The following is a 20,201-nucleotide window of genomic DNA, read 5'->3' as shown; positions in this document are numbered from 1 at the left end:
GCAGCCCATGTCACCACGGAACGCCATCGAGGTCGGCGGCCTCGACAAGTCCTTCGGCCGATTCAAGGCCCTCGACGAACTGGACCTGACCGTCCGCACCGGAGAGGTCGCCGGTTTCCTGGGACCGAACGGATCCGGCAAGTCCACCACCATCCGGGTCCTGCTGGGGCTGCTGCGCGCCGATTCCGGCAGTGTGCGCCTACTCGGCGGGGACCCCTGGAAGGAGGCCGTCCACCTGCACCGGCGACTGGCCTACGTCCCCGGTGACGTGTCGCTGTGGCCCAACCTGACCGGCGGTCAGGCCATCGACCTGTTGGGGCGACTGCGCGGCGGTCTCGACGCCCGACGCAAGCGGGAGTTCCTGGAACGCTTCGAACTGGACCCGACGAAGAAGGCGCGCACCTACTCCAAGGGCAACCGGCAGAAGGTGGCCCTGGTGGCGGCGCTGGCGTCCACCGCGGAACTGCTGGTCCTGGACGAGCCCACCTCGGGCCTGGACCCGCTCATGGAGGCGGTGTTCACCGAGTGCGTGCGGGAGGTCAAGGAGGCCGGTCGCACGGTCCTGCTGTCCAGCCACATCCTCTCCGAGGTGGAGAAGCTCTGCGACACGGTCACCATCATCCGCGGTGGTCGCACCGTGGAGTCGGGGACCCTCTCCGAGCTGCGTCACCTGACCAGATCGACGGTGCGGGCCGAGGTGGACGGCGACGCGACCGCGCTCAAGGACCTGACCGGCGTGCACGACCTGACCGTCGACGGCGCCACTGTCTCCTTCGCGGTGGAGCACGCCCACATGAGTACGGTGCTCCACGAACTCACGGCACTGGGCGTGCGTTCCCTGGTGAGCAACCCACCGTCACTGGAGGAACTGTTCCTGCGCCACTACGGCACCGGTGCCGAGGGGGAACGGTCATGAGCGCGTTCACCGGAACCGGCACGCTGATCCGGTTCACCCTGCTCCGTGACCGCCTGCGCATGGCGATCTGGGTCGTGGCCTTGGCCGGACTGACCGCCGCCAGTGTCCCCGCCCTCGACGACATCTTCTCCGACCAGGCCGAACGTCAGGCGCGGGCCGCCCTGATGGACTCGCCCACCGGGATCGTGTTCGGCGGCCCCGGGTACGGCCTCGACGACTACACGCTCGGCCCGATGCTGGTCAACGAGCTGACCATGAGCCTGCTCATCGCATTGGCGGTGATGAGCGTGCTGCACGTGGTCCGACACACCCGGGCCGAGGAGGAGAGCGGACGCGCGGAACTGTTGCGCGCCGGGGTCCTGGGGGCGAGCGCGCAGACCGCGGCGGCCCTGATCACCCTGGCCCTGACCAACCTGCTCATCGGCGGGCTGATCACGGCCACCATGGTGGTCTTCGACCTGCCCGCCGCGGACTCGACCGTCTATGGGCTGGGGTTGGCGCTGGCCGGGATCTCGTTCGGCGCGATCGCGGCGGTGTGCGCCCAGGTGTCCGAACACGGTCGTTCCGCCTCGGGGCTCGCCTTCCTGATCATCGGGGTGCTCTTCCTGTTCCGTGCGGTGGGCGACATGGCCGAGGAGGGCGGCAACGCCCTGTCCTGGCTGTCACCGTTCGCGTGGGTGCAACAGACCCGGCCCTTCGACGAACCGCGCTGGGAACCACTGGCCCTGTACGGGGCGTTCGTCCTGGTGCTGTTCGTGGTGACCTACGCGCTGGCCCGCCGCCGTGACGTGGGCGCCGGGCTGGTCGCCGCCCGACCCGGACCACCCGACGCCGGAAGACTGCTGCGCGGGGTACTCACACTGCACGCGAACCAACAGCGCGGGGCGATCGTCGCCTGGGTGGTGGCGGTGCTCGCCTTCGGGTACGCGTTCGGAAGCCTGGTCACCGAGGTCGAGGGCATGTTGGACTCCGCGCCCGACCTGGCGGCCATCCTGGGTGGCGACACCGACGACCTGGTCGACGGGTTCCTCGGGATGATCGCCGCCTACGTGATCATGGCGGCCGCCGCGTACGGGGTGCTGTCGGTCTCGCGAGCCCGGACCGAGGAGAACGCCGGCCGCGCGGAACTGCTGTTGTCGACCGCGGTGGGCCGGGTGTACTGGTTCGGCGCGGCACTGGTCGTCGCGGTCGTGTCCACCGTGTTGATCACGCTGTCCGGTGGGCTGGGGCTGGGCCTGGGCGCGGCGGTGGCGTTGGAGGACGCCCAGTGGACGTGGCGGATGGTGGAGTCGATGCTCGCCCAACTGCCCGCCGCACTGGTGTTCGGGGCGATCGCGGCCTTGCTGCTGGGAGTCGCTCCACGGTTGCTGCCGCTGGTCTGGCTGTGGTTCGGGTACAGCCTGGTGGCCACGATGCTGGGCGCACTGTTCGAGTTCCCGGCGGAGGCCATGAACCTGAGCGCGTTCGAGATCCTGGCCAGGCCTCCGATGGAGGGGTTCGAGACGGCGCCGTACCTGCTCTACCTGGGCGCGGTGCTGGTGGCCGGGGCGGTGTCCCTGGCCGGGTTCCGCGACCGCGACCTGGTCACCGCCTGACGGGCCCCGGACCAGACCGCCTTCGGGGTTCACTCCCCGGGGGCGGTCCACTCGCGCGCGGCGTCGCGCAGCCGGGTCAGCCGCTCCCAGTGCTGGGAGACGGTGTCCCGCCCCATGGGGGTGAGACCGATGGTGGTGCGGGGGCGACCACCGGTGCTCTTGGTGACGGTCACGATGCCGCCCTTCTCCAGCTTGGACAGATGGCTGGAGAGGTTGCCCTTGGACAGCCCGGTGATGCGTTGGAGGAAGAGGAAGTCCGCGCTCTCACAGGACAGCAGCGCGCTGGTGATCGCCAGCCGCGAGGGTTCGTGCACCAGGCGGTCGATCTCCGCCATGTCCTCGAAGGGCGTGCCCATGGTCAGTCCGTCCCGTTCTCGCTCACCGGGGTGAGGGTCCGCACCAGCGTACGGTGATCCAGCAGCCCGTTCACCACGAAGACGAGCCCCGCCACCAACGGAACCATCACCGGGTACTCCCACTCGACCGGGTGGATGCCCGAGGGTGTGAGCGCCCCCAGTGGGAGCAGGGTGAACACCAGAATGGCCCCGGCTCCGACCAGGTAGTGCCACCGGGCGCGCGGATCGGAGCAACCGACCGCGACCAGGCAGACGCCGATGAAGACGCCGAACACCCACCCGCCCTGGACACCCAGCACGTTGGTCACGCTCATCAGGGCGACGTACCCGAGGAGCAACCCGAACGGCAACAGTAGGAGCCACATGACGCGCTTGGTGGTCCAGCGGGCGTGCACCTTCCCGAACCGGCGCCGATAGTAGCGCTGGACGACGATGAACAGGCCGGCGAGCAGGAGTATCCCGACCGGGAACAGCACCGACCACGGGCCGCTCCGCGAGAGCGGAACGAAGGCCACCCAGACCATGAACAGGCCCAGAAGGGCCGTGTACAGCCCTTGGTAACCGCTGAAGTCGGAGGTGACCGCGCGGATCCTCTCCAGGCGATCGATGTCATGGGGAGTGTGCATCCGAACCTCCGGTTTGTACCGCAAACCTTTCTTCGACCATACGCGCACAGGGTTCGGTTTGCAATGCAAACCTCAGGGATGTTCCGTCTGGCAACGGGTATCCCGCATGGCGAGGACCCCGTACTTCCCCGGAAGGAACCGCCGTGACCGGCACCGACGCCCCATCTCCCACACCTCGAAGGAGGCGCCTCTTGATCGTGGTCGCGGTGGTGGCCCTGGTACTCGTGGTCCTGGTGGGGCTCATGTGGGTGATGCAGCGCTCGGTGATCTACGTGCCCCTGATCGGCGAACCCCCCACCGCCTCGGAGGTGATCGAGGGCGCCGAGGACGTGCGGCTCGACACCGAGGCCGGCCTCGAACTCGGCGGCTGGTTCGTCCCGCCCCAAGGCGAGGATCGCGAGGCCGCCGTGTTGGTGACCAACGGCAACGCGGGCAACCGCGAGAGCCGGGCGCCCCTGGCCCGAGCGCTGTCGGCGGAAGGGTTCTCGGTACTGCTGTTCGACTACCGCGGCTACGGCGGCAACGAGGGCTCCCCCTCCGAGAAGGGACTGATCGCCGACGCCCGGGCCGCCGCCGACCACTTGGCCGAACGAGGATTCGCCGCCGAGCGCACTCTCTACTTCGGCGAGAGCCTGGGCGCGGCCGTGGCCACCGGCCTGGCCGTGGAACGCCCGCCCGCGGCGCTGTTCCTACGCTCGCCGTTCAGTTCCCTGGCCGACCTGGGCGCCCACCACTACCCGTTCCTGCCGGTGCGGCTGATGCTGTGGGACCGCTACCCGGTGGCGGAGCAGGTAGCGCGGGTGGAGGTCCCCACGAGCGTGGTGATCGGCGACGTCGACGCGATCGTCCCGGCCGAACAGAGCCACGCGGTCGCGGGGGCGAGCGCGAACCTGTTCGAGGAGAGGGTCCTGTCCGGGGCCGGCCACAACGACGCCGAGCTGATCCACGGCCCCGAGGTGATCGAGACGTTCGTCCGCCTCGCCGACCACGCGCTCTGAGCGGCCTCGGACCCGCGCATCAGCCCGGCAGGTGGCTCAGGGCCCAGGCGGGGGCCAGGACCACGATGAGGAAGCGGGCCAGGCGGGTGACGAAGGTGACCACGCAGAACAGGACGAGGTTCATTCGGACCACCCCGGCGAGCACCGAGACCACCATGAACGGCGGGACGCTCGCGAAGGAGCTCAGGGCCAGCAGTCCGGCGCCCCAGATCGGGCGGTCCTCGGCCTTGGTCCGCCAGCCGGCCATCCGCGTCGCCCATTTGCCCGGGGTCGCGGCCTTGCGTTTGAGCCAGGGCGCGGTGATCGTCCCCTTGCCCACGTAGTAGTAGGGGATCTTGCCGAGGGTCTGCCCCACCGCGGCGGCCACCGCCATCGCCACGAGGGCGCCGTCGTCCAAGGTGGCGACGGCGCCCAGCAGGTACACCTCGATGTTGAGGATCGGGACCAACCCGCCCGCCGTGGCGACCACGAAGGCCAGGAGGGTCTCGCCCATGTCGGCGTTACTTCTCGGCGGCGGCGAGCTGTCCGCAGGCGCCGTCGATCTCCTGGCCACGGGTGTCACGGACGGTGACGGACACCCCGTGCGATTCCAGGCGCCGCACGAACTCGCGCTCGTCCTCGGGGCGCGAGGCGGTCCACTTCGATCCCGGGGTGGGGTTGAGCGGGATGAGGTTGACGTGCACCAGGTGCCCCTTGAGGAGCTTGCCGAGCAGATCGGCCCGCCAGGCCTGGTCGTTGATGTCCTTGATCAGGGCGTACTCGATGGACACGCGACGGCCGGTGGTGCCGGCGTAGCGCCAGGCCGCGTCGAGGACCTCGCCGACCTTCCAGCGGGTGTTGATCGGCACGAGCTCGTCGCGCAGCTCGTCGTCGGGGGCGTGCAGGGAGATCGCGAGGCGCACCTGCATCTTCTCGTCGATGAGCTTGTTGATCGCCGGGACCAGGCCCACCGTGGAGACGGTCACGCCGCGCTGGGAGATACCCATGCCGTTCGGGACCGGGTCCGTGATCTGACGGACGGACTGGAGCACCCGCTTGTAGTTGGCCATGGGCTCGCCCATCCCCATGAACACGATGTTGCTGATCCGCCCCGGACCGCCGGCGACCTCACCGCGGGCCAGGTCACGGCCGCTCGCGATCACCTGCTCGACGATCTCGCCGGTGGACAGGTTGCGGGTCAGGCCCGCCTGTCCGGTGGCGCAGAAGGGGCAGTTCATGCCGCATCCGGCCTGGGAGGAGATGCACAGGGTGACACGGTCCGGGTAGCGCATCATGACCGACTCGAACATGACCCCGTCGAAGGCCTTCCACAGGGTCTTGCGGGTCATCCCCTTGTCCGCGGACAAGTGTCGGACCGGAGTGAGCAGCGTGGGCAGCAGCGCCTCGCCGAGCTTCTCTCTGGAGGCCTCGGGCAGGTCGGTCATGTTGGCGGTGTCCGACTCCAGGGCGCCGTAGTAGTGCTTGGCGATCTGCTTGGCCCGGAAGGGCTTCTCGCCCAGCTCCTTGACGACGTCCTGGCGCTCCTCCAGGGACAGGTCGGCCAGGTGCCGGGGCGGCTTGGCGCGGCGGGGTGCGACGAAAGTGAGCTCGGCGGGCATAAGTATCCGTAACGAGTGGAGTCGGTGGACTGCGCCCGGCGCGGAAAAGGTGTGGCGCCGCGGGTCGTTATACGACTTATACGCGGCTGCGGCATTGCTCCGCCTGTCAGGGCACTACCGTCGAGTCTACGCGCAGTGTGGACAGCCCGGACGGGTGCAGGCCCCTTCGGTGACCACGACAACACGACTACCCCCTGGGTCGACACACACGTGGGAGAGCCGGTGACCGAGATCGACGTCCTGCTCGACGAGATCAGCCCGTACCAGAGCCGCCGCGTCGTCGTCGAATGCGACTCCCACACCACCGCCGCGTACCTGCTGGACGCTCGCGAGCGCATCCGTGTCCCGGTGTGGCTGGCCAACCACGAGAGCGCGCCGACCGAGGCGCAGCCCGGTGACCTGTACCAGGGGCGGGCCCCGCTGATGCCGGAGGCCTACACCAAGCACCCCCAGGGCCGCCCCCGTTTCGACCCGGACTCCTTGCGAGCGGTCTGGTTCGAGGAGGGCGACGGCGTGGCCCTGCTCGACGAGGAGGGGCTGCTGGCGGTCATCCCCGGTTGGGCGGACGCCGACAGCGGACTGCCCGGGTACGCGCGTGAGGCCATCGGGCGCAGCGCTTACGCGTGGGAGCTCGACTCGGTCAAGCGCCGGCTGTGGCCGCGGGTCGTGCACGCCGAGGCCTACTGGGACTGGCGTCGGGCCTCCGGTGCCTGGCGGAGCGTGCAGCGCACGGTGCTCGGCCATCTGAACCGACGGGTGGGCGAGGCCGGCCACTACTGGGACGTCTCCGACGGGCACCCGCCGTTGCTGCGGCTGTCGGAGCGACCGCCGACGAAGGAACGGCCGTTCACGGTCCTGTCGACGGTCGGCATGTGCGGTCAGCGGATGCCGACCCTGGACCGGTACATGGCCGACACCTCCCACCACGCCCGGGTGGAGCTGGCGCTGGCCACGACGTTGCCGGCGCACCACGCGGCACGTGTCTTCCGGTGGATCGGGGCGTTCCCCTGGCGGGCGGTCACCTGGTTCGGCACCGGCCACACGGTCAAGTGGTTGGACAACCCCGAGGACCAGGCGATGCGTCGGGGCGCGGGCGCCGTGCTGCTGTTGGAGGACCCGACCCCCTTGGTCACCGACCCCGACCGCCGGCCACCGGACACCTCGGGGCTGAACTTCCAGGGTGACCCGGTGAAGTGGCTGTGGATCGTGCCGATCACCCGCCCCGAGCACCTGTTCGCCAAGGAACACGACAGCGCCACCCTGGTGGAGAAGCTCGCGGCCGAGGGTCGCAGCTGGGTCCTGGGCTGAGGGACCTCGCCCACGCGCGCTAAAACCGGTTGACCGGTTCTGCCCGTTCCACGAGCATTCCCCGGTCGGGACGGTTCGAGGCGGGAACGGGTACGAGGCATGGACCAGACGCGGAACACCGGTACGGGGCCTCGGGCGGGGATCACGGCGCCGCTGCGGCACCCGAACTTCCGCGCGCTGGCGTTGGGCCGGGTCCTGATGATGTTCGGCAACGGCATGGCGAACGTGGCGTTGGCCTTCGCCGTGCTGGACGTGACCGGATCGCTCGCCCAGGTGGGTCTGGTGGTGGGCGCCCGGTCGGTGGCGAACGTGTCCCTGCTGCTGTTGGGCGGGGTCATCGCCGACCGGCTGCCGCGCGCCCTGGTGCTGCGAGGGGCCTGTGTGCTCGCGGCGCTCTCCCAGGGACTCCTCGCACTGGCCTTGCTCACCGGGTCCGCGACGTTACCGCTGATGATCGTGTTGAGCCTGGTGAACGGGGCCGCGGCCGCCGCCAACCTACCCGCGGCCGCGGCGCTCACCCCGCAGACCGTGCCGCACACACTGCTGCGTCAGGCCAACGCGCTGGTCGGGATCGCCAAACAGCTGGGCATGTTCGCGGGGATGTCGGTGGGCGGCGTCGCCGTGGGTCTGCTGGGTCCGGGGTGGGCGATCGGTGTGGACGCCGTGATGTTCGCCGCGGCCGGGGTGGCCTTCCTGTTCCTGCGAGTGCCGTCGACGACGCCGGCGGAGCGCGGCAACGTGCTCCGCGACCTGCTGGAGGGCTGGAGCGAGTTCGTGACCAGGCCCTGGGTGTGGATCATCGTGTTGCAGTTCATGGTGGTCAACGCCGGTTGGTCGGCGACCACCTCGGTGCTGGGCCCGGGGATCGCCGACGAGACGTTCGGGCGGACCACGTGGGGGCTGGTGATGGCGGCCAACAGCGTGGGGCTGTTGGTGGGCGGCGTCCTGGCCGCGCGTTGGCAGCCGCGAAGAGCGCTGTTCTACGGAACCGCTCTGGTCACCGTGCAGACCCTGCCGTTCTTCGTGCTGGCCGATCCGTCACCGATCGTGCCGTTACTGTTCGCGGCGATGTTCGTGGGCGGGGTCGCCGTCGAGCAGTTCAGCGTGGCCTGGGAGGTGTCGGTACAGGAGAACATCCCGCCGGACCGGCTCTCGCGGGTGTACTCCTATGACGCGTTGGGGTCGTTCGTGGCCATGCCGGTGGGGCAGATCGCCATCGGGCCGCTCGCCGAGTCGATCGGCGCGGACCGGTCCCTGCTGATCGTCGCCGTGCTGACGATCATGGCGACGTCGGCGGCGGTCGCCGCGCCGAGTGTGCGTTCACTGCGCCGCCGGTGACCTGTAGGGCGAGGCGGAACCGGTGCGATGGTCGCGGACCTGCCGGAACGCGTGGTACAGCCGGGCCATGTCCTCGTCGCTGAAGCGTTCGACGAAGCGGAGCAGGGTGACACCGGAGTCGGGGCCGGTACTGAGGACCTCGCCCATGACGCGCGCCGTGTACTCGGCGTGGGTCTCCCTGGGCCGGTAGGTCCAGGCCCGCCCCGTCTTCTCCCGTTCCAGCAATCCCTTCTGGTGCAGGATGTTGGCGACGGTCATGACGGTCGTGTAGGCGAGGTCGCGGTCGTAGACCATGCTCGACCGGATGTCGCGGACCGGCAGTGGCCCCTCCGCGCGCCACAGGGCGGACATGATCGCCGCCTCCAGTTCCCCCAGGCCCCTCATGGGTTCCCCCTCGCCCCCGTTGTTCCCGTTGTACGTAGGCGCATCGTAGGCAGGGTGATGGCGACACCGAGGAGGAATCGGGGAGAGCGCGTAGATCCGTGCATCCAGGGCCGCCGGCACCTGCGTTTCACGGTCGGGAGCACCGCTTCCACCGTCGGCTCGCGGGTCCCCTCGGACGAGCCCATGGAAACGTGTGTCGTGTCACATTCCCATCGGCCAGAGGCGGTCATGGCGTCACGAACCGAAAACCCCCACGGACATGGACAAACAGGACACTGTGATCACACAAGGCAAGGCCACGACCACGGAAAGCCAAGGTTCGTGTGAAAGATTGTTAGCTATCTCCCAGTTTCAACAACCACAGTGTTCCCGTCCGGGAGGTCGGTACAAGTAGCCTTGTACGCGACGAGTGCCGGCCTGGTCAGACACTCCGCATGGGGGCGACCCCATGTTTCTTCGAGCCCGCCTTGCCGGCAGCCACCCGTCTTTCCTGAACATTCACAAGCGAGCAGCGGAAGTGGGCGATCTCCGCCGTGTCGTCTGAGGCGTCTCAACCCCTGACAGATTTCGGCCCGAACGAGTGGCTGGTCGAGGAGCTTTACCAGAAGTACCTCACCGACCCGAATTCGGTTGACAAGGCTTGGTGGAACTTCTTCGCGGACTACAAGCCCGCGGACTCGGGCGGCGGGAAGGGTGGGGCCACTGCGACCGCTAAGGCGCAGACCGAGAAGGCCCCCGCAGCCCCCGCTCCGAAGAAGAAGCCCACTCCGGCCGCACCCAAGAACACCGACAGCGACGATGGGCTCCAGGTCAAGGAGGAGCGGCTGCGTGGCGCGGCCGCCCGTACCGCGACCAACATGGACTCCAGCCTGACCATGCCCACCGCGACGAGTGTGCGCGCGGTGCCGGTCAAGCTGCTGTTCGACAACCGCATCGTCATCAACAACCATCTCCGACGCAGCCGCGGTGGGAAGATCTCCTTCACCCACCTCATCGGCTACGCCATGGTCAAGGCGCTTGAGTCGATGCCGGAGATGAACCACTCCTACACGGAGGTCGACGGTAAGCCCGGCGTCGCCAAGCCCGAACACGTGAACTTCGGTCTGGCGATCGACCTCCCCAAGCCCGACGGCTCACGTCAGCTGGTCGTGCCCTCCGTCAAGAAGTCCGAAGAGATGGACTTCGCCGAGTTCTGGAGCGGCTACGAGGACCTGGTCCGCAAGGCCCGCAACAACAAGCTGGCCGTCCCGGACTTCCAGGGCACCACGATCAGCCTGACCAACCCGGGCGGCATCGGCACCGTGCACTCCGTGCCGCGCCTGATGCCCGGTCAGGGCACCATCCTCGCGGTGGGTGCCATGGAGTACCCGGCCGAGTTCCAGGGCGCCTCCCAGGACACCCTGAGCGAGCTGGGCATCAGCAAGGTCATGACGATCACGTCGACCTACGACCACCGGATCATCCAGGGTGCCCAGTCGGGTGAGTTCCTGCGTCGGATCCACCAGCTACTGCTGGGCGAGAACGGTTTCTACGACGAGATCTTCAACGCCCTGCGGATCCCCTACGAGCCGGTCCGCTGGGTCCAGGACATCCACGTCAACCCGGCCACCCAGCTCGACAAGACCACCCGGGTCCAGGAGCTGATCCACGCCTACCGTGTGCGCGGCCACCTCATGGCCGACACCAACCCGCTCACCCACGAGCAGCGCAAGCACCCGGACCTGGACGTGCTCGAACACGGCCTGACGCTCTGGGACCTGGACCGCGAGTTCCCCACCGGGGGCTTCGGCGGCAAGCAGGTCATGAAGCTTCGCGACGTCCTGGGCGTGCTGCGCGACACCTACTGCCGCACGGTGGGTATCGAGTACATGCACATCCAGAGCCCGGAGGAGCGGGAGTGGATCCAGTCGCACGTCGAGCGCGAGCACGAGAAGCTCGACCGTGACGAGCAGCTGCACATCCTGCACAGGCTCAACAGCGCGGAGGCCTTCGAGACCTTCCTCCAGACCAAGTACGTGGGTCAGAAGCGCTTCTCCCTCGAAGGTGGAGAGTCGCTGATCCCGCTGCTGGACGGTGTGATCTCCAAGGCCGCCAAGGCCGAGCTGGACGAGGCCGTCATCGGTATGGCCCACCGCGGTCGCCTGAACGTGTTGGCCAACATCTGTGGCAAGTCCTACGGGCAGATCTTCGGTGAGTTCGAGGGCAACCTCGACCCGCGCAGCGCGCACGGCTCCGGTGACGTCAAGTACCACCTGGGCACCGAGGGGGTCTTCGAGACCCGCGAGGGCGACAAGATCCAGATCACGCTGGCCGCCAACCCGTCCCACCTGGAGACGGTCGACCCGGTCGCCGAGGGCATCGTCCGCGCCAAGCAGGACGTGCTCGACAAGGGCCCGCACGGCTTCACCGTGCTGCCCATCCTCATCCACGGTGACGCGGCGTTCGCCGGGCAGGGCGTGGTCGCCGAGACCCTCAACCTGTCCCAGCTGCGCGGTTACCGGACCGGCGGCACGGTGCACGTCATCGTGAACAACCAGGTGGGCTTCACCACCTCGCCGTCCGACAGCCGCTCCAGCGTGTACGCCACCGACGTCGCGCGCATGGTGCAGGCGCCGATCTTCCACGTCAACGGGGACGACCCCGAGGCCGTGGTCCGGGTCGCGAACCTGGCCTTCGCCTACCGTCAGGCGTTCAACAAGGACGTCGTGATCGACCTGGTCTGCTACCGGCGTCGTGGGCACAACGAGGGCGACAACCCCGCGTTCACCCAGCCGCTGATGTACGACGTCATCGACGCCAAGCGTTCCACCCGCAAGCTGTTCACCGAGTCCCTGATCGGTCGCGGTGACATCACGGTGGAAGAGGCGGAGTCGGCGCTTCGCGACTACCAGAGCGAACTCGAACGCGCCTTCACCGAGACCCGTGAGGTCGAGAAGAGGCCGATCGAGCCGGGCTCCGTGGTCAAGCCCGAGGTGTTCACCGAGTCCCGTCTGGACCACTCCAAGGTGGAGACGGCGATCTCCTCGGAGACCGTCAAGCGGGTCATCGACACCCAGGTGAACCTGCCCGAGGACTTCAAGCCGCACCCGCGTCTGGCCCCGCAGCTGTCCCGTCGCGCGACCATGGTCGAGAACGACGCGATCGACTGGGCCACCGGTGAGCTGCTGGCCTTCGGGTCGCTGCTGCTGGACGACCACCCGGTCCGTCTGGTCGGTCAGGACAGTCGCCGCGGCACCTTCGGTCAGCGTCACGCCACGTTGATGGACCGCGACACCGGCGAGACCCACACGCCGCTGAAGAGCTTCGACAACGGCACCACGAAGTTCCTCGCCTACGACTCGCTGCTGAGCGAGTACGCGGCGCTGGGCTTCGAGTACGGCTACTCGCTGACCCGTCCGGGCTCCCTGGTGATGTGGGAGGCGCAGTTCGGTGACTTCGTCAACGGCGCGCAGACCATCATCGACGAGTACATCAGCGCGGGCGAGCAGAAGTGGGGCCAGCGCTCCAGCGTCACCATGCTGCTGCCGCACGGCTACGAGGGCCAGGGCCCGGACCACTCCTCGGCCCGCATCGAGCGGTTCCTCCAGTCGTGCGCGCAGGAGAACATGACCGTCGCGATGCCGAGCACCCCGGCGAGCTACTTCCACCTGCTGCGTTGGCAGGCCAAGTCGCCGCTGGAGCGCCCGCTCGTGGTGTTCACGCCCAAGTCGCTGCTGCGTCTGAAGACCGCGACCTCGGCCGCCCAGGACTTCACCTCGGGCTCCTTCCAGCCGCTGATCGGGGACGACTCGATCGCGCCGGAGAAGGTCCGTCGTGTGGTCATCTGCTCCGGCAAGATCTACTACGACCTGGACGCGGCTCGCCGCAAGAGCGGGGACAAGCACACCGCGATCATCCGCGCGGAGCGGCTGTACCCGCTGCCGATCGAGGAGATCCGCGAGCAGCTCAAGGCCTACCCGAACTCGGGCGAGGTCCTGTGGGTCCAGGAGGAGCCGGCGAACATGGGCCCGTGGCCCTTCGTCGCGCTGGTCTTCTCCGAGCAGCTCGACCGCCCGTTCACCCGGATCTCGCGTCCGGCCTCCTCCGCGCCCGCGGCCGGTTCGGCCAAGCGTCACGAGGCCGAGCAGCGTGCCCTGGTGGACACGGTCTTCCCACCCGCGGAATAGCGACGGAAGAACCATGTACTTCACCGATCGAGGAATCGAGGAGTTGGAGAACCGCCGCGGCGACGAGGAGGTCAGCTTCGCCTGGCTCGCCGAGCAGCTGCGGGTGTTCACCGACGTCAACCCCGAGTTCGAGACGCCCGTCGAACGGCTGGCCACCTGGTTGGCCCGGCTGGACGACGAGGAGGAGTAGCGACGAGGCATCGCGCTGAGCGATGTACCGGCCGAGGGGCCCGGGTCCACGTGGACCCGGGCCCCTCGCTTGTGTCCGGGGTCGATCCGGTGGGTGGGCCCGCGCACGCCGGGCTCGGGGTCGTCCCCGAGGATCCCCGATTCGACCCCCGAAATCCACGACATATCTTGAGTTCGCCGAAGACGCGACATATCGTGAAGACATCGAGAGCGAACGGAAGGGTTCACGATGGCAAGTTGGACCATCGACAGTCCGATGACGCACACCTTGGACGGCATCGTCGCCCTGAAGGTGCGAATCGTCGGCGGACAGGTCAACATCATTCCCACCGACGACCCGGTGACCTTCGAGATCACCGACATCGAGGGCGAGCCCCTGGAAGTCACCCAGGAAGCCGGGATCCTCACCATCCACTACCGGGACCTGACCGGTCAGGGGTTCCTCGACCGGCTCAAGCCCCTCCAGCTGACCGGCTACAAGAACATGCACTCGCGTCGGGTCACCGTGAACCTGAGGGTCCCCCGGGACTGCCCGGTGGAGGTGTCCACGGCCACCGCGCCCGTGGTGGCGGCCGGGCTCAGCGCCCGCACCAAGATCAGGACCGCCACCGGCGAGATCACCTTGGACGAGGTCTCCGGTGAAACCGACCTGAACACCGCCGACGGCAGCGCCTCGGTACGCGGACCGGGCGGCACCCTGGGCTTCAACAGCGCCACCGGGCAGCTGGCCGTGGCCGGCGGCCGCCTCTCCGGGCTGCGGGCCAAGACCGTCTCCGGATCGGTCCTGGTCGACACCGACCTCGCGGCCTCGGCTCGTGTGCGGGTGACGACCGTGTCCGGCGAGGTGGCCCTGCGGGTCCCCGCGGAGAGCTCCGCCAACGTCGAGTTGCGCACCATGACCGGTGGGGTCGACTCCGACTTCGGGTTGGACCGCAACACCGCGCCGGCCCGCAACACCCTGAGCGGGAAGATCGGCGTGGGTGTGGACCCCGCCGCCATCAGTGTCAACACCGTGTCCGGTCGGACCGCGCTGCTGCGTCGTGCGCCCGAGGCTCCGGCCGCGATCCCAGAGGGGGCCTCATGAGCACCATCTTCGGCCACGGCAGACTGCGCCTGTACCTGCTCAAGCTGCTCGACGAGAGCCCGCGCCACGGCTACGAGATCATCAGCCTGCTGCGCGACCGTTTCCTTGGCGTGTACTCGCCCTCTCCCGGCACCATCTACCCTCGGCTCGCCCGGTTGGAGGAGGAGGGCCTGGTCACCCACACCGAGGAGGGTGGCCGCAAGGTGTACAGCCTCACCGACAAGGGACGTGAGGAGCTGCGCGCCCGCGAGAGCGACCTGGACGACCTGGAGCGGGAGATCACCGACTCGGTGCGCGACATCGCCCGCGCGGTCAAGCAGGACGTGCGCGCCACCATCAGCTCCCTGCGCGACGAACTGAAGTTCACCGCGGGCGGCACCCGCCGCGAGGGGGCCGAACGCGCCGAGGGGACCAAGGCCCCCGAGGACGAGGGGGACCAGGACCGTCGTGAGCGGGACCGCGCCCGGGACTGTGGGGACGGCGGAATGTGGGCCCGTGAGTGGGATCGGTTCGCCCAGGGCTTCGGCGGGGCGTTCGGTGCCGCCTGGGGTCGCACCGACTCCGAACGTCGCGGTGAGGGCTCGGGGGAAGGGTCCGAACACGACGACGCCCGGCGTGACGAGGCGGGGCGTAAGGAGACCGGGCACGAGGGGCCCGAGTTCGAACACGCCCTGAAGGACTTCTCCGTGCGCGTTCGGGACATGCTCCGGGGCGCCGGTCAGGTCGGCGGGTCCGCCGCGAACGACCTGCGCCGCATCCTCGACGACACGGTCGAGGTGATCCGCCGCGACCTGGGCCGGTGGGGGCCGGCCGAGGGGGAACGCGAGGGGTCCGAACCGACGTCGGACAAGGGTGAGGAGTCCACCGAGGGACCCACCGACCAAGGGTCCGAACCGGGGGACGCGGGCCCCTCGGAGGAGCCGAAGGCTCGACCGATGCCGCCCTCGGGCGGTGATTCCTGGTCCACCGCCACCGGCGAGGACCAGGAACGGCGCGACTGAGTCGACGCCGGAGGAGGCCCGGGAGACCACACGGGGGCGTGGTCTCCCGGGCCCCTCGTCGAATCATCCGATCCAGAAGGAAGAAGCGGTGCTGGTTCCGTACACGATCGAGCAGGACGCGGACGGTGTGTGGAGTGCCCACGCCCGTCTGCCTTCGGGGGCGGCCACTCGTGGCGAGGGTGACACCCCGGACGCCGCCCTGGCCGACCTGCGCCGGGCGTTCGACCTCCTGAAGGAGGAGTTCGACTCACCCGCGGAGCTGATGTGATCGTCCCGACGGCGCACGGTGTCAGAGCGTGGCCAGACCCACCAGGAGCGCCAGGCCGGCGAAGGCGACGAGGCCGGTCAGCGCCCATCTGGGCCAGGGCAGGCCACCCCTGGTGGTGGGCAGGTCCGACCATCTTCGGGCCCCGACCACGGCCGCGGCCACGGTCAGGAACACCCCGGCCGCCCACGCCCACGGGGAGACCAGGTGCCAGAAACCGGCGAGGTGGACGTACCCGAGCAGCGCGACCGTGAGCGTCCCGTAGGCGACCAGGCCCGCCCGGTCCGTGGGCCGACGCGTCATCGGCCAGGGGCGGCGCCGGGCGGCGAAGCCCAGGAACAGGGCCCCGGGCAGCAGTGCCAGGATCGCCGTCACGGTGGCATACAACCGCTCCCCCGCCACGTTGTCCGGACTGGGTTCGTCGACCCCGAGCAGTCGGATGCCGATATCCTCGCTGTACCGGTGCGTGTTCGACAGGACCACGGCTCCCCGGTCACCGGAGTAGCCGATCCAGGCGGTGTGGCCGTTGGTGGTGGCGTTCCCGCCGTGCGCGGTGATCTCCCGACCACCGAGGGTCTCCACGTACCAGCCCAGTCCCTGTTCCCGGCGGGCCACGTCGCCCGCGGCCACGGGTTCGGCCGCGCCGGCTCCCGGCGCCGAGTCGTCCATCATCGCCGCGAGGAGCAGCCCGAGGTCACCCGCCGTCGTGGTCACCCCACCCGAGGGACCGGATGCGACCGTGCGGTCCAGTTCGATGGACCACCCACGGTCGGCGTCGTGCACGACGGGGTCGGAACCGGCCTGGTCGGACCACACTCGGGTGTGCTCCATGCCCAGGGGTTCCAGGAGGCGTTCGCGGACCAGGGCGGCGTAGTCGATCCCGGCGCGGGCCGCCAGCGCGTGCCCCAATAGACCGAAGCCGGTGTTGGAGTAGACGTTGCTTCCCCGTAGTTCGGGGTCGACGCGGGCCTGTGCGGCCACCTCCGCGAGGAAGTCGTCGACCGAACCCGCCGGGTCGGGGTGGCGTTTGGCGACGAACTGCCAGAGGGTCTGGGGCAGGGTCGTCTCCTCACGCGACAGCCCCGAGGTGTGGGTGGCCAGTTCCTCGACGGTGATGTCGGCGACGGCGGGGTCGGCCGGGTCCAGTTCCGGCAGCAGTTCCCCCACCCTGGTGTCCAGATCGAGTTCGCCCTGGTCGATCATGTCGGCGAGCAGCATCCCGGGCAGCACCTTGGCCACCGACGCGGACCCGAAGGGGGTGTCCTCGTCCACCTGTTCTCCCTCGTCGCCGACCGAGCCCAGCCCCGCCGAGCGGACGTGGTACCCGCCCTCGGGGTCGGGTTCGACGAGGGCCACGGACAGCCCGTGGTAGCCGGTGGTGTCGCCGATCCCCTCCCGGACCGACGCCGCGACCTCACGGTCGCCCTCGACCCGGTCGTCGAGTTCGTAGGGCCGCGGGATCAGGGTCACCGCTCCAACGGCGGCGATCACCACGGCCAGGGCCATCGCGATCCGTCCACCGGTTCTTCGGGGCTCGCGCGTGGTCGGGGAGGTCGGTTCCATGAGGGGTGTCCCAGGGGTCTGAGGCCGTTCGAACGGCGTGGTTCCAGTCCTCGAAAACCTACGAGTGCGCCCCGTCACGGCGCACTACGCCGGTCCCCCCGAACCGGGGTGTCCGTACTCCCCCCTGGGTGGTGGCCTCGACCCCACCCCGGCACGAAAAAGGGCCCGAGCGATCGAGACGATCGCACGGGCCCTGGAACTCCATCAACGGCGGGCGACGCCGTCCGCACGGGCCTGAGCGGCGACCGCGGCGGAGACCGCCGGGACCACGCGCTCGTCGAACGTGCTGGGGATGACGTAGTCGGCGCTCAGGTCGTCACCGACGAGGTCGGCGATGGCCTTGGCGGCGGCCAGCTTCATGTTCTCGGTGATGTCGCGGGCCTGGACGTCGAGGGCGCCCCGGAACACGCCGGGGAAGGCCAGGACGTTGTTGATCTGGTTCGGGAAGTCGCTGCGCCCGGTGGCGACGACGCTCGCGTGCTTGCGGGCCACGTCCGGGTGGATCTCCGGGTTGGGGTTGGCCATGGCGAAGACGATGGCGTCGTCGGCCATGGTGGCCACGACCGACTCGGGGACCTCACCGGCGGACAGGCCGACGAACACGTCGGCGCCCTCCAGCGCGCTCTCGATGGAGCCCTTCAGACCGGCCTTGTTGCTGATGGCGGCCAGTTCCCGCTTGACCGAGGTCAGGCTCTCCCGGCCTTCGTGGATCATGCCCTTGGAGTCGGCGACGGCGATGTCGCCGATGCCTCCGTCGACGAGCATCTTGGTGACGGCGACGCCGGCGGCGCCCGCACCGGAGACGACGACCCGCAGGTCGGCCAGGGTACGGCCGGTGAGGCGGGCCGCGTTGTGCAGCGCGGCGACGGTCACGATGGCGGTACCGTGCTGGTCGTCGTGGAAGACCGGGATGTCCAGGCGCTCACGCAGCTTGTCCTCGATCTCGAAGCAGCGCGGAGCGGAGATGTCCTCCAGGTTGACGCCACCGAAGGACGGTGACATGCGCACGACGGTCTCGACGATCTCGTCGACGCCGGTGCAGTTGAGGGCGATCGGCACGGAGTCGACGTCGCCGAACTGCTTGAACAGCAGCGACTTGCCCTCCATGACCGGCAGCGAGGCCTCCGGCCCGATGTTGCCCAGGCCCAGGACCGCGGTGCCGTCGGTGACGACGGCGACCAGGTTGCTCTTCCAGGTGTAGGTCTCGACCAACTCGGCGTTCTCGGCGATCGCGTCGCAGACGCGGGCGACACCCGGTGTGTAGGCCAGGGAGAGTCCCTCGTGGTCGCTGACGTCCACGGAGGAGGTGACATGGAGCTTGCCACCGCGATGCATGGCGAAGGCCGGATCCTTGTCCAGCTCGGACGTGTCCTGGGTACGCGAAGTAAAGGTGGTCACTACTCAAACCCCTCGGTCTGCTTCTACGTCCGCGTCGGCCATGACGAGGACGATGGTCGACGGATCGCGCGCGAAGACGTAAGGGTGCTAGGGGAACCCTCCACGGCGCCGGTCGGCCATGACCGGTGGTGTTCGCCGGAAGGGACAGTCTTCGCCGGACTCTTATACGAGTACAGCGCGTCCGCATCTCACGGGGATGACCCGTTACGCAATCCTCTCACAACGGTGACCGCGGGAAAATCGCGGGGCGTCAGGATGGAGTGCTACCGACTTAAAGCACTATGCAGCATAATGTCCGTGTTGTCGTTCCAGGCCTGCGGAACGGATCCGCGAACAGGCCTCCGAGCAGGCATGATTCGTGCCCTTGAAGGAGACCTCACATGCCCCTGCGCAAGTCCCTCCCCTACTTCACCGCCCTCGCCGCAGTGGGTGTCCTGACCCTTTCCGCGTGTGGCGATGGTGACGGCGCCGAGGACGAAGCCGCCCCCGAAGCGCCGGAGGTCTCCGTCGACGAGGAACTCGCCGCGTTGCTCCCCGACGACATCGCCGAGGCCGGCGTCGTCAGCATCGGTGTCGAAGCCGAGTACCCGCCCGGCGAGTACCTGGACGAGGACGGCGAGACCGTCCTCGGCTTCAACGTGGACCTGGTGACGGCCGCCCTGAACAAGCTCGGCCTCGAAGTCGAGTGGGTCCCCGCCAACTTCGACTCCATCATCATCGGCGTCGACAGCGGCAACTACGACCTCGGCGCCTCCTCCTTCACCATCACGGAGGAGCGCATGGAGGCCGTCAACATGGTGAGCTACTTCTCCTCCGGGACGCAGTGGTTCGGCCTCGCCGGGAACCCCGAAGGGGTCGACCCCGATAACGCCTGCGGTATGCGTATCGCCGTGCAGACCGGCACCACGCACGACACCGACATCGAGGCCCGTAGCGACGCCTGCGTCGAGGCGGGCGAAGAGGCCATCACCATCGAGAAGTTCCAGAACCAGCCGCTGGCGACCTCCAGCGTGGTCTCCGGACTCAACGACGCGTCCCTGGCCGACCTGCCCACTTCCCTGTTCGCCCTGCAGGAGACCGGCGACCAGCTCGAATTCATCGACGAGCAGTACTCGGCCGCGCCCTACGGCGTCATCACCCCCAAGGACGACACCGAGATGGCCGATGCCCTGGCCGCCGGGTTCAACTCCATCATCGAGGACGGCACCTACGGGAACGTCCTGGAGGAGTGGGGCATCGAGGTCGGTGCCGTCGAGACCTCCGAGGTCAACCCCTCCGTCGACGAATAGCCCCACCGGGTCCCCCCAGCGTCGCACCACCGCACGCCGAGCTCACCAGGGCCGGCGTGCGGCCGTTTCATCAGAACGTGTCCGGGCGCCCGTTCCGGTCACGACGACCGCCCGCCCTGTTCGCCCG

Annotated in this window: 18 protein-coding genes; 11 read left to right on the top strand and 7 right to left on the bottom strand. The window is 68.9% G+C overall.

Features of this window, described 5'->3' with window-relative positions:
• Window positions 1-7: 7 nt before the first annotated feature.
• Window positions 8-916 carry an ABC transporter ATP-binding protein gene (locus tag ACWGSK_RS05480; protein WP_452455286.1) on the top strand — a complete coding sequence of 303 codons (909 nt, stop codon included), beginning with the start codon at window positions 8-10 and terminating at the stop codon, window positions 914-916.
• Window positions 913-2,511 (top strand): ABC transporter permease, encoded by a 1,599-nt coding sequence (locus tag ACWGSK_RS05475; protein ID WP_452455285.1) that lies wholly within the window; start codon window positions 913-915, stop codon window positions 2,509-2,511. The genes ACWGSK_RS05480 and ACWGSK_RS05475 overlap by 4 nt, the downstream gene beginning before the upstream one ends.
• Window positions 2,512-2,540: 29 nt before the next feature.
• Here the strand turns inward: ACWGSK_RS05475 and ACWGSK_RS05470 are convergent, their stop codons facing one another.
• Window positions 2,541-2,867, bottom strand: a complete 327-nt coding sequence (locus ACWGSK_RS05470) for a transcriptional regulator (protein ID WP_452455284.1) — start codon at window positions 2,865-2,867, stop codon at window positions 2,541-2,543.
• Between the two features lie 2 nt (window positions 2,868-2,869).
• On the bottom strand, window positions 2,870-3,493 hold the full coding sequence (locus ACWGSK_RS05465) for a hypothetical protein (RefSeq protein WP_452455283.1): 624 nt from the start codon (window positions 3,491-3,493) through the stop codon (window positions 2,870-2,872).
• Between the two features lie 197 nt (window positions 3,494-3,690).
• Here ACWGSK_RS05465 and ACWGSK_RS05460 point away from each other — a divergent pair, with 197 nt between their 5' ends.
• Window positions 3,691-4,491, top strand: coding sequence for an alpha/beta hydrolase (locus tag ACWGSK_RS05460; protein ID WP_452455362.1), 801 nt, complete (start codon window positions 3,691-3,693; stop codon window positions 4,489-4,491).
• Window positions 4,492-4,510: 19 nt separating this feature from the next.
• On the opposite strand, the gene ACWGSK_RS05455 is transcribed toward ACWGSK_RS05460, so the two are convergent.
• Together ACWGSK_RS05455 and rlmN are read right to left on the bottom strand one after the other, a co-directional pair.
• Complete coding sequence (locus ACWGSK_RS05455; RefSeq protein ID WP_358503129.1) at window positions 4,511-4,984, bottom strand: hypothetical protein; 474 nt, start codon at window positions 4,982-4,984, stop codon at window positions 4,511-4,513.
• Between the two features lie 7 nt (window positions 4,985-4,991).
• Entirely contained in the window at window positions 4,992-6,089 is a 1,098-nt protein-coding gene (gene rlmN, locus ACWGSK_RS05450) for a 23S rRNA (adenine(2503)-C(2))-methyltransferase RlmN (protein WP_358503132.1), read from the bottom strand.
• A 222-nt stretch (window positions 6,090-6,311) separates the two neighbouring features.
• On the opposite strand from rlmN, the gene ACWGSK_RS05445 reads away from it, so the two are divergent.
• A complete protein-coding gene (locus ACWGSK_RS05445) occupies window positions 6,312-7,397 on the top strand; it encodes a suppressor of fused domain protein (RefSeq protein WP_358503135.1) in 1,086 nt (361 codons plus the stop codon).
• 99 nt (window positions 7,398-7,496) lie between these two features.
• Window positions 7,497-8,735: an MFS transporter gene (locus ACWGSK_RS05440; protein ID WP_358503138.1), complete on the top strand. Its 1,239-nt coding sequence runs from the start codon at window positions 7,497-7,499 to the stop codon at window positions 8,733-8,735.
• Here ACWGSK_RS05440 and ACWGSK_RS05435 read toward each other — a convergent pair.
• Window positions 8,718-9,119, bottom strand: coding sequence for a BlaI/MecI/CopY family transcriptional regulator (locus ACWGSK_RS05435; protein WP_358503141.1), 402 nt, complete (start codon window positions 9,117-9,119; stop codon window positions 8,718-8,720). The two genes, ACWGSK_RS05440 and ACWGSK_RS05435, sit on opposite strands and share 18 nt — an antisense overlap.
• Before the next feature lie 533 nt (window positions 9,120-9,652).
• Between ACWGSK_RS05435 and ACWGSK_RS05430 the strand changes: the two genes are divergently transcribed.
• From ACWGSK_RS05430 to ACWGSK_RS05410, 5 genes are all read left to right on the top strand, one after another.
• Window positions 9,653-13,285, top strand: coding sequence for a multifunctional oxoglutarate decarboxylase/oxoglutarate dehydrogenase thiamine pyrophosphate-binding subunit/dihydrolipoyllysine-residue succinyltransferase subunit (locus ACWGSK_RS05430; protein WP_358503144.1), 3,633 nt, complete (start codon window positions 9,653-9,655; stop codon window positions 13,283-13,285).
• A 13-nt stretch (window positions 13,286-13,298) separates the two neighbouring features.
• A complete protein-coding gene (locus tag ACWGSK_RS05425; RefSeq protein WP_190318387.1) occupies window positions 13,299-13,475 on the top strand; it encodes a DUF6104 family protein in 177 nt (58 codons plus the stop codon).
• A 228-nt stretch (window positions 13,476-13,703) separates the two neighbouring features.
• Entirely contained in the window at window positions 13,704-14,558 is an 855-nt protein-coding gene (locus ACWGSK_RS05420; protein WP_452455282.1) for a DUF4097 family beta strand repeat-containing protein, read from the top strand.
• The gene (locus tag ACWGSK_RS05415; RefSeq protein WP_452455281.1) at window positions 14,555-15,559 is read left to right on the top strand and encodes a helix-turn-helix transcriptional regulator; all 1,005 of its coding nucleotides are present in this window, start codon (window positions 14,555-14,557) and stop codon (window positions 15,557-15,559) included. The genes ACWGSK_RS05420 and ACWGSK_RS05415 overlap by 4 nt, the downstream gene beginning before the upstream one ends.
• Window positions 15,560-15,647: 88 nt before the next feature.
• Window positions 15,648-15,827, top strand: coding sequence for a hypothetical protein (locus tag ACWGSK_RS05410; protein WP_358503153.1), 180 nt, complete (start codon window positions 15,648-15,650; stop codon window positions 15,825-15,827).
• A 21-nt stretch (window positions 15,828-15,848) separates the two neighbouring features.
• On the opposite strand, the gene ACWGSK_RS05405 is transcribed toward ACWGSK_RS05410, so the two are convergent.
• Window positions 15,849-17,387: a serine hydrolase gene (locus tag ACWGSK_RS05405; protein WP_452455280.1), complete on the bottom strand. Its 1,539-nt coding sequence runs from the start codon at window positions 17,385-17,387 to the stop codon at window positions 15,849-15,851.
• Window positions 17,388-17,591: 204 nt separating this feature from the next.
• Window positions 17,592-18,785 carry an NAD(P)-dependent malic enzyme gene (locus ACWGSK_RS05400; protein ID WP_358503159.1) on the bottom strand — a complete coding sequence of 398 codons (1,194 nt, stop codon included), beginning with the start codon at window positions 18,783-18,785 and terminating at the stop codon, window positions 17,592-17,594.
• A gap of 380 nt (window positions 18,786-19,165) precedes the next feature.
• Between ACWGSK_RS05400 and ACWGSK_RS05395 the strand changes: the two genes are divergently transcribed.
• Entirely contained in the window at window positions 19,166-20,074 is a 909-nt protein-coding gene (locus ACWGSK_RS05395) for an ABC transporter substrate-binding protein (RefSeq protein WP_452455279.1), read from the top strand.
• Window positions 20,075-20,201: the final 127 nt, after the last annotated feature.

The sequence above is a fragment of the Nocardiopsis sp. NPDC055551 genome (assembly GCF_053619415.1).
The sequence above is the reverse complement of the archived record's forward strand: the minus strand, read 5'-3'. Positions and strand labels throughout refer to the sequence as shown.

What these genes read in the sequence shown, in the direction of transcription:
- ACWGSK_RS05480 (WP_452455286.1), top strand. Translation starts at nt 8, where the DNA reads ATGTCACCACGGAACGCCATCGAGGTCGGCGGCCTCGACAAGTCCTTC.
- ACWGSK_RS05475 (WP_452455285.1), top strand. Translation starts at nt 913, where the DNA reads ATGAGCGCGTTCACCGGAACCGGCACGCTGATCCGGTTCACCCTGCTC.
- ACWGSK_RS05470 (WP_452455284.1), bottom strand. Translation starts at nt 2,867, where the DNA reads ATGGGCACGCCCTTCGAGGACATGGCGGAGATCGACCGCCTGGTGCAC.
- ACWGSK_RS05465 (WP_452455283.1), bottom strand. Translation starts at nt 3,493, where the DNA reads ATGCACACTCCCCATGACATCGATCGCCTGGAGAGGATCCGCGCGGTC.
- ACWGSK_RS05455 (WP_358503129.1), bottom strand. Translation starts at nt 4,984, where the DNA reads ATGGGCGAGACCCTCCTGGCCTTCGTGGTCGCCACGGCGGGCGGGTTG.
- rlmN (WP_358503132.1), bottom strand. Translation starts at nt 6,089, where the DNA reads ATGCCCGCCGAGCTCACTTTCGTCGCACCCCGCCGCGCCAAGCCGCCC.
- ACWGSK_RS05440 (WP_358503138.1), top strand. Translation starts at nt 7,497, where the DNA reads ATGGACCAGACGCGGAACACCGGTACGGGGCCTCGGGCGGGGATCACG.
- ACWGSK_RS05435 (WP_358503141.1), bottom strand. Translation starts at nt 9,119, where the DNA reads ATGAGGGGCCTGGGGGAACTGGAGGCGGCGATCATGTCCGCCCTGTGG.
- ACWGSK_RS05425 (WP_190318387.1), top strand. Translation starts at nt 13,299, where the DNA reads ATGTACTTCACCGATCGAGGAATCGAGGAGTTGGAGAACCGCCGCGGC.
- ACWGSK_RS05420 (WP_452455282.1), top strand. Translation starts at nt 13,704, where the DNA reads ATGGCAAGTTGGACCATCGACAGTCCGATGACGCACACCTTGGACGGC.
- ACWGSK_RS05415 (WP_452455281.1), top strand. Translation starts at nt 14,555, where the DNA reads ATGAGCACCATCTTCGGCCACGGCAGACTGCGCCTGTACCTGCTCAAG.
- ACWGSK_RS05405 (WP_452455280.1), bottom strand. Translation starts at nt 17,387, where the DNA reads ATGGAACCGACCTCCCCGACCACGCGCGAGCCCCGAAGAACCGGTGGA.
- ACWGSK_RS05395 (WP_452455279.1), top strand. Translation starts at nt 19,166, where the DNA reads ATGCCCCTGCGCAAGTCCCTCCCCTACTTCACCGCCCTCGCCGCAGTG.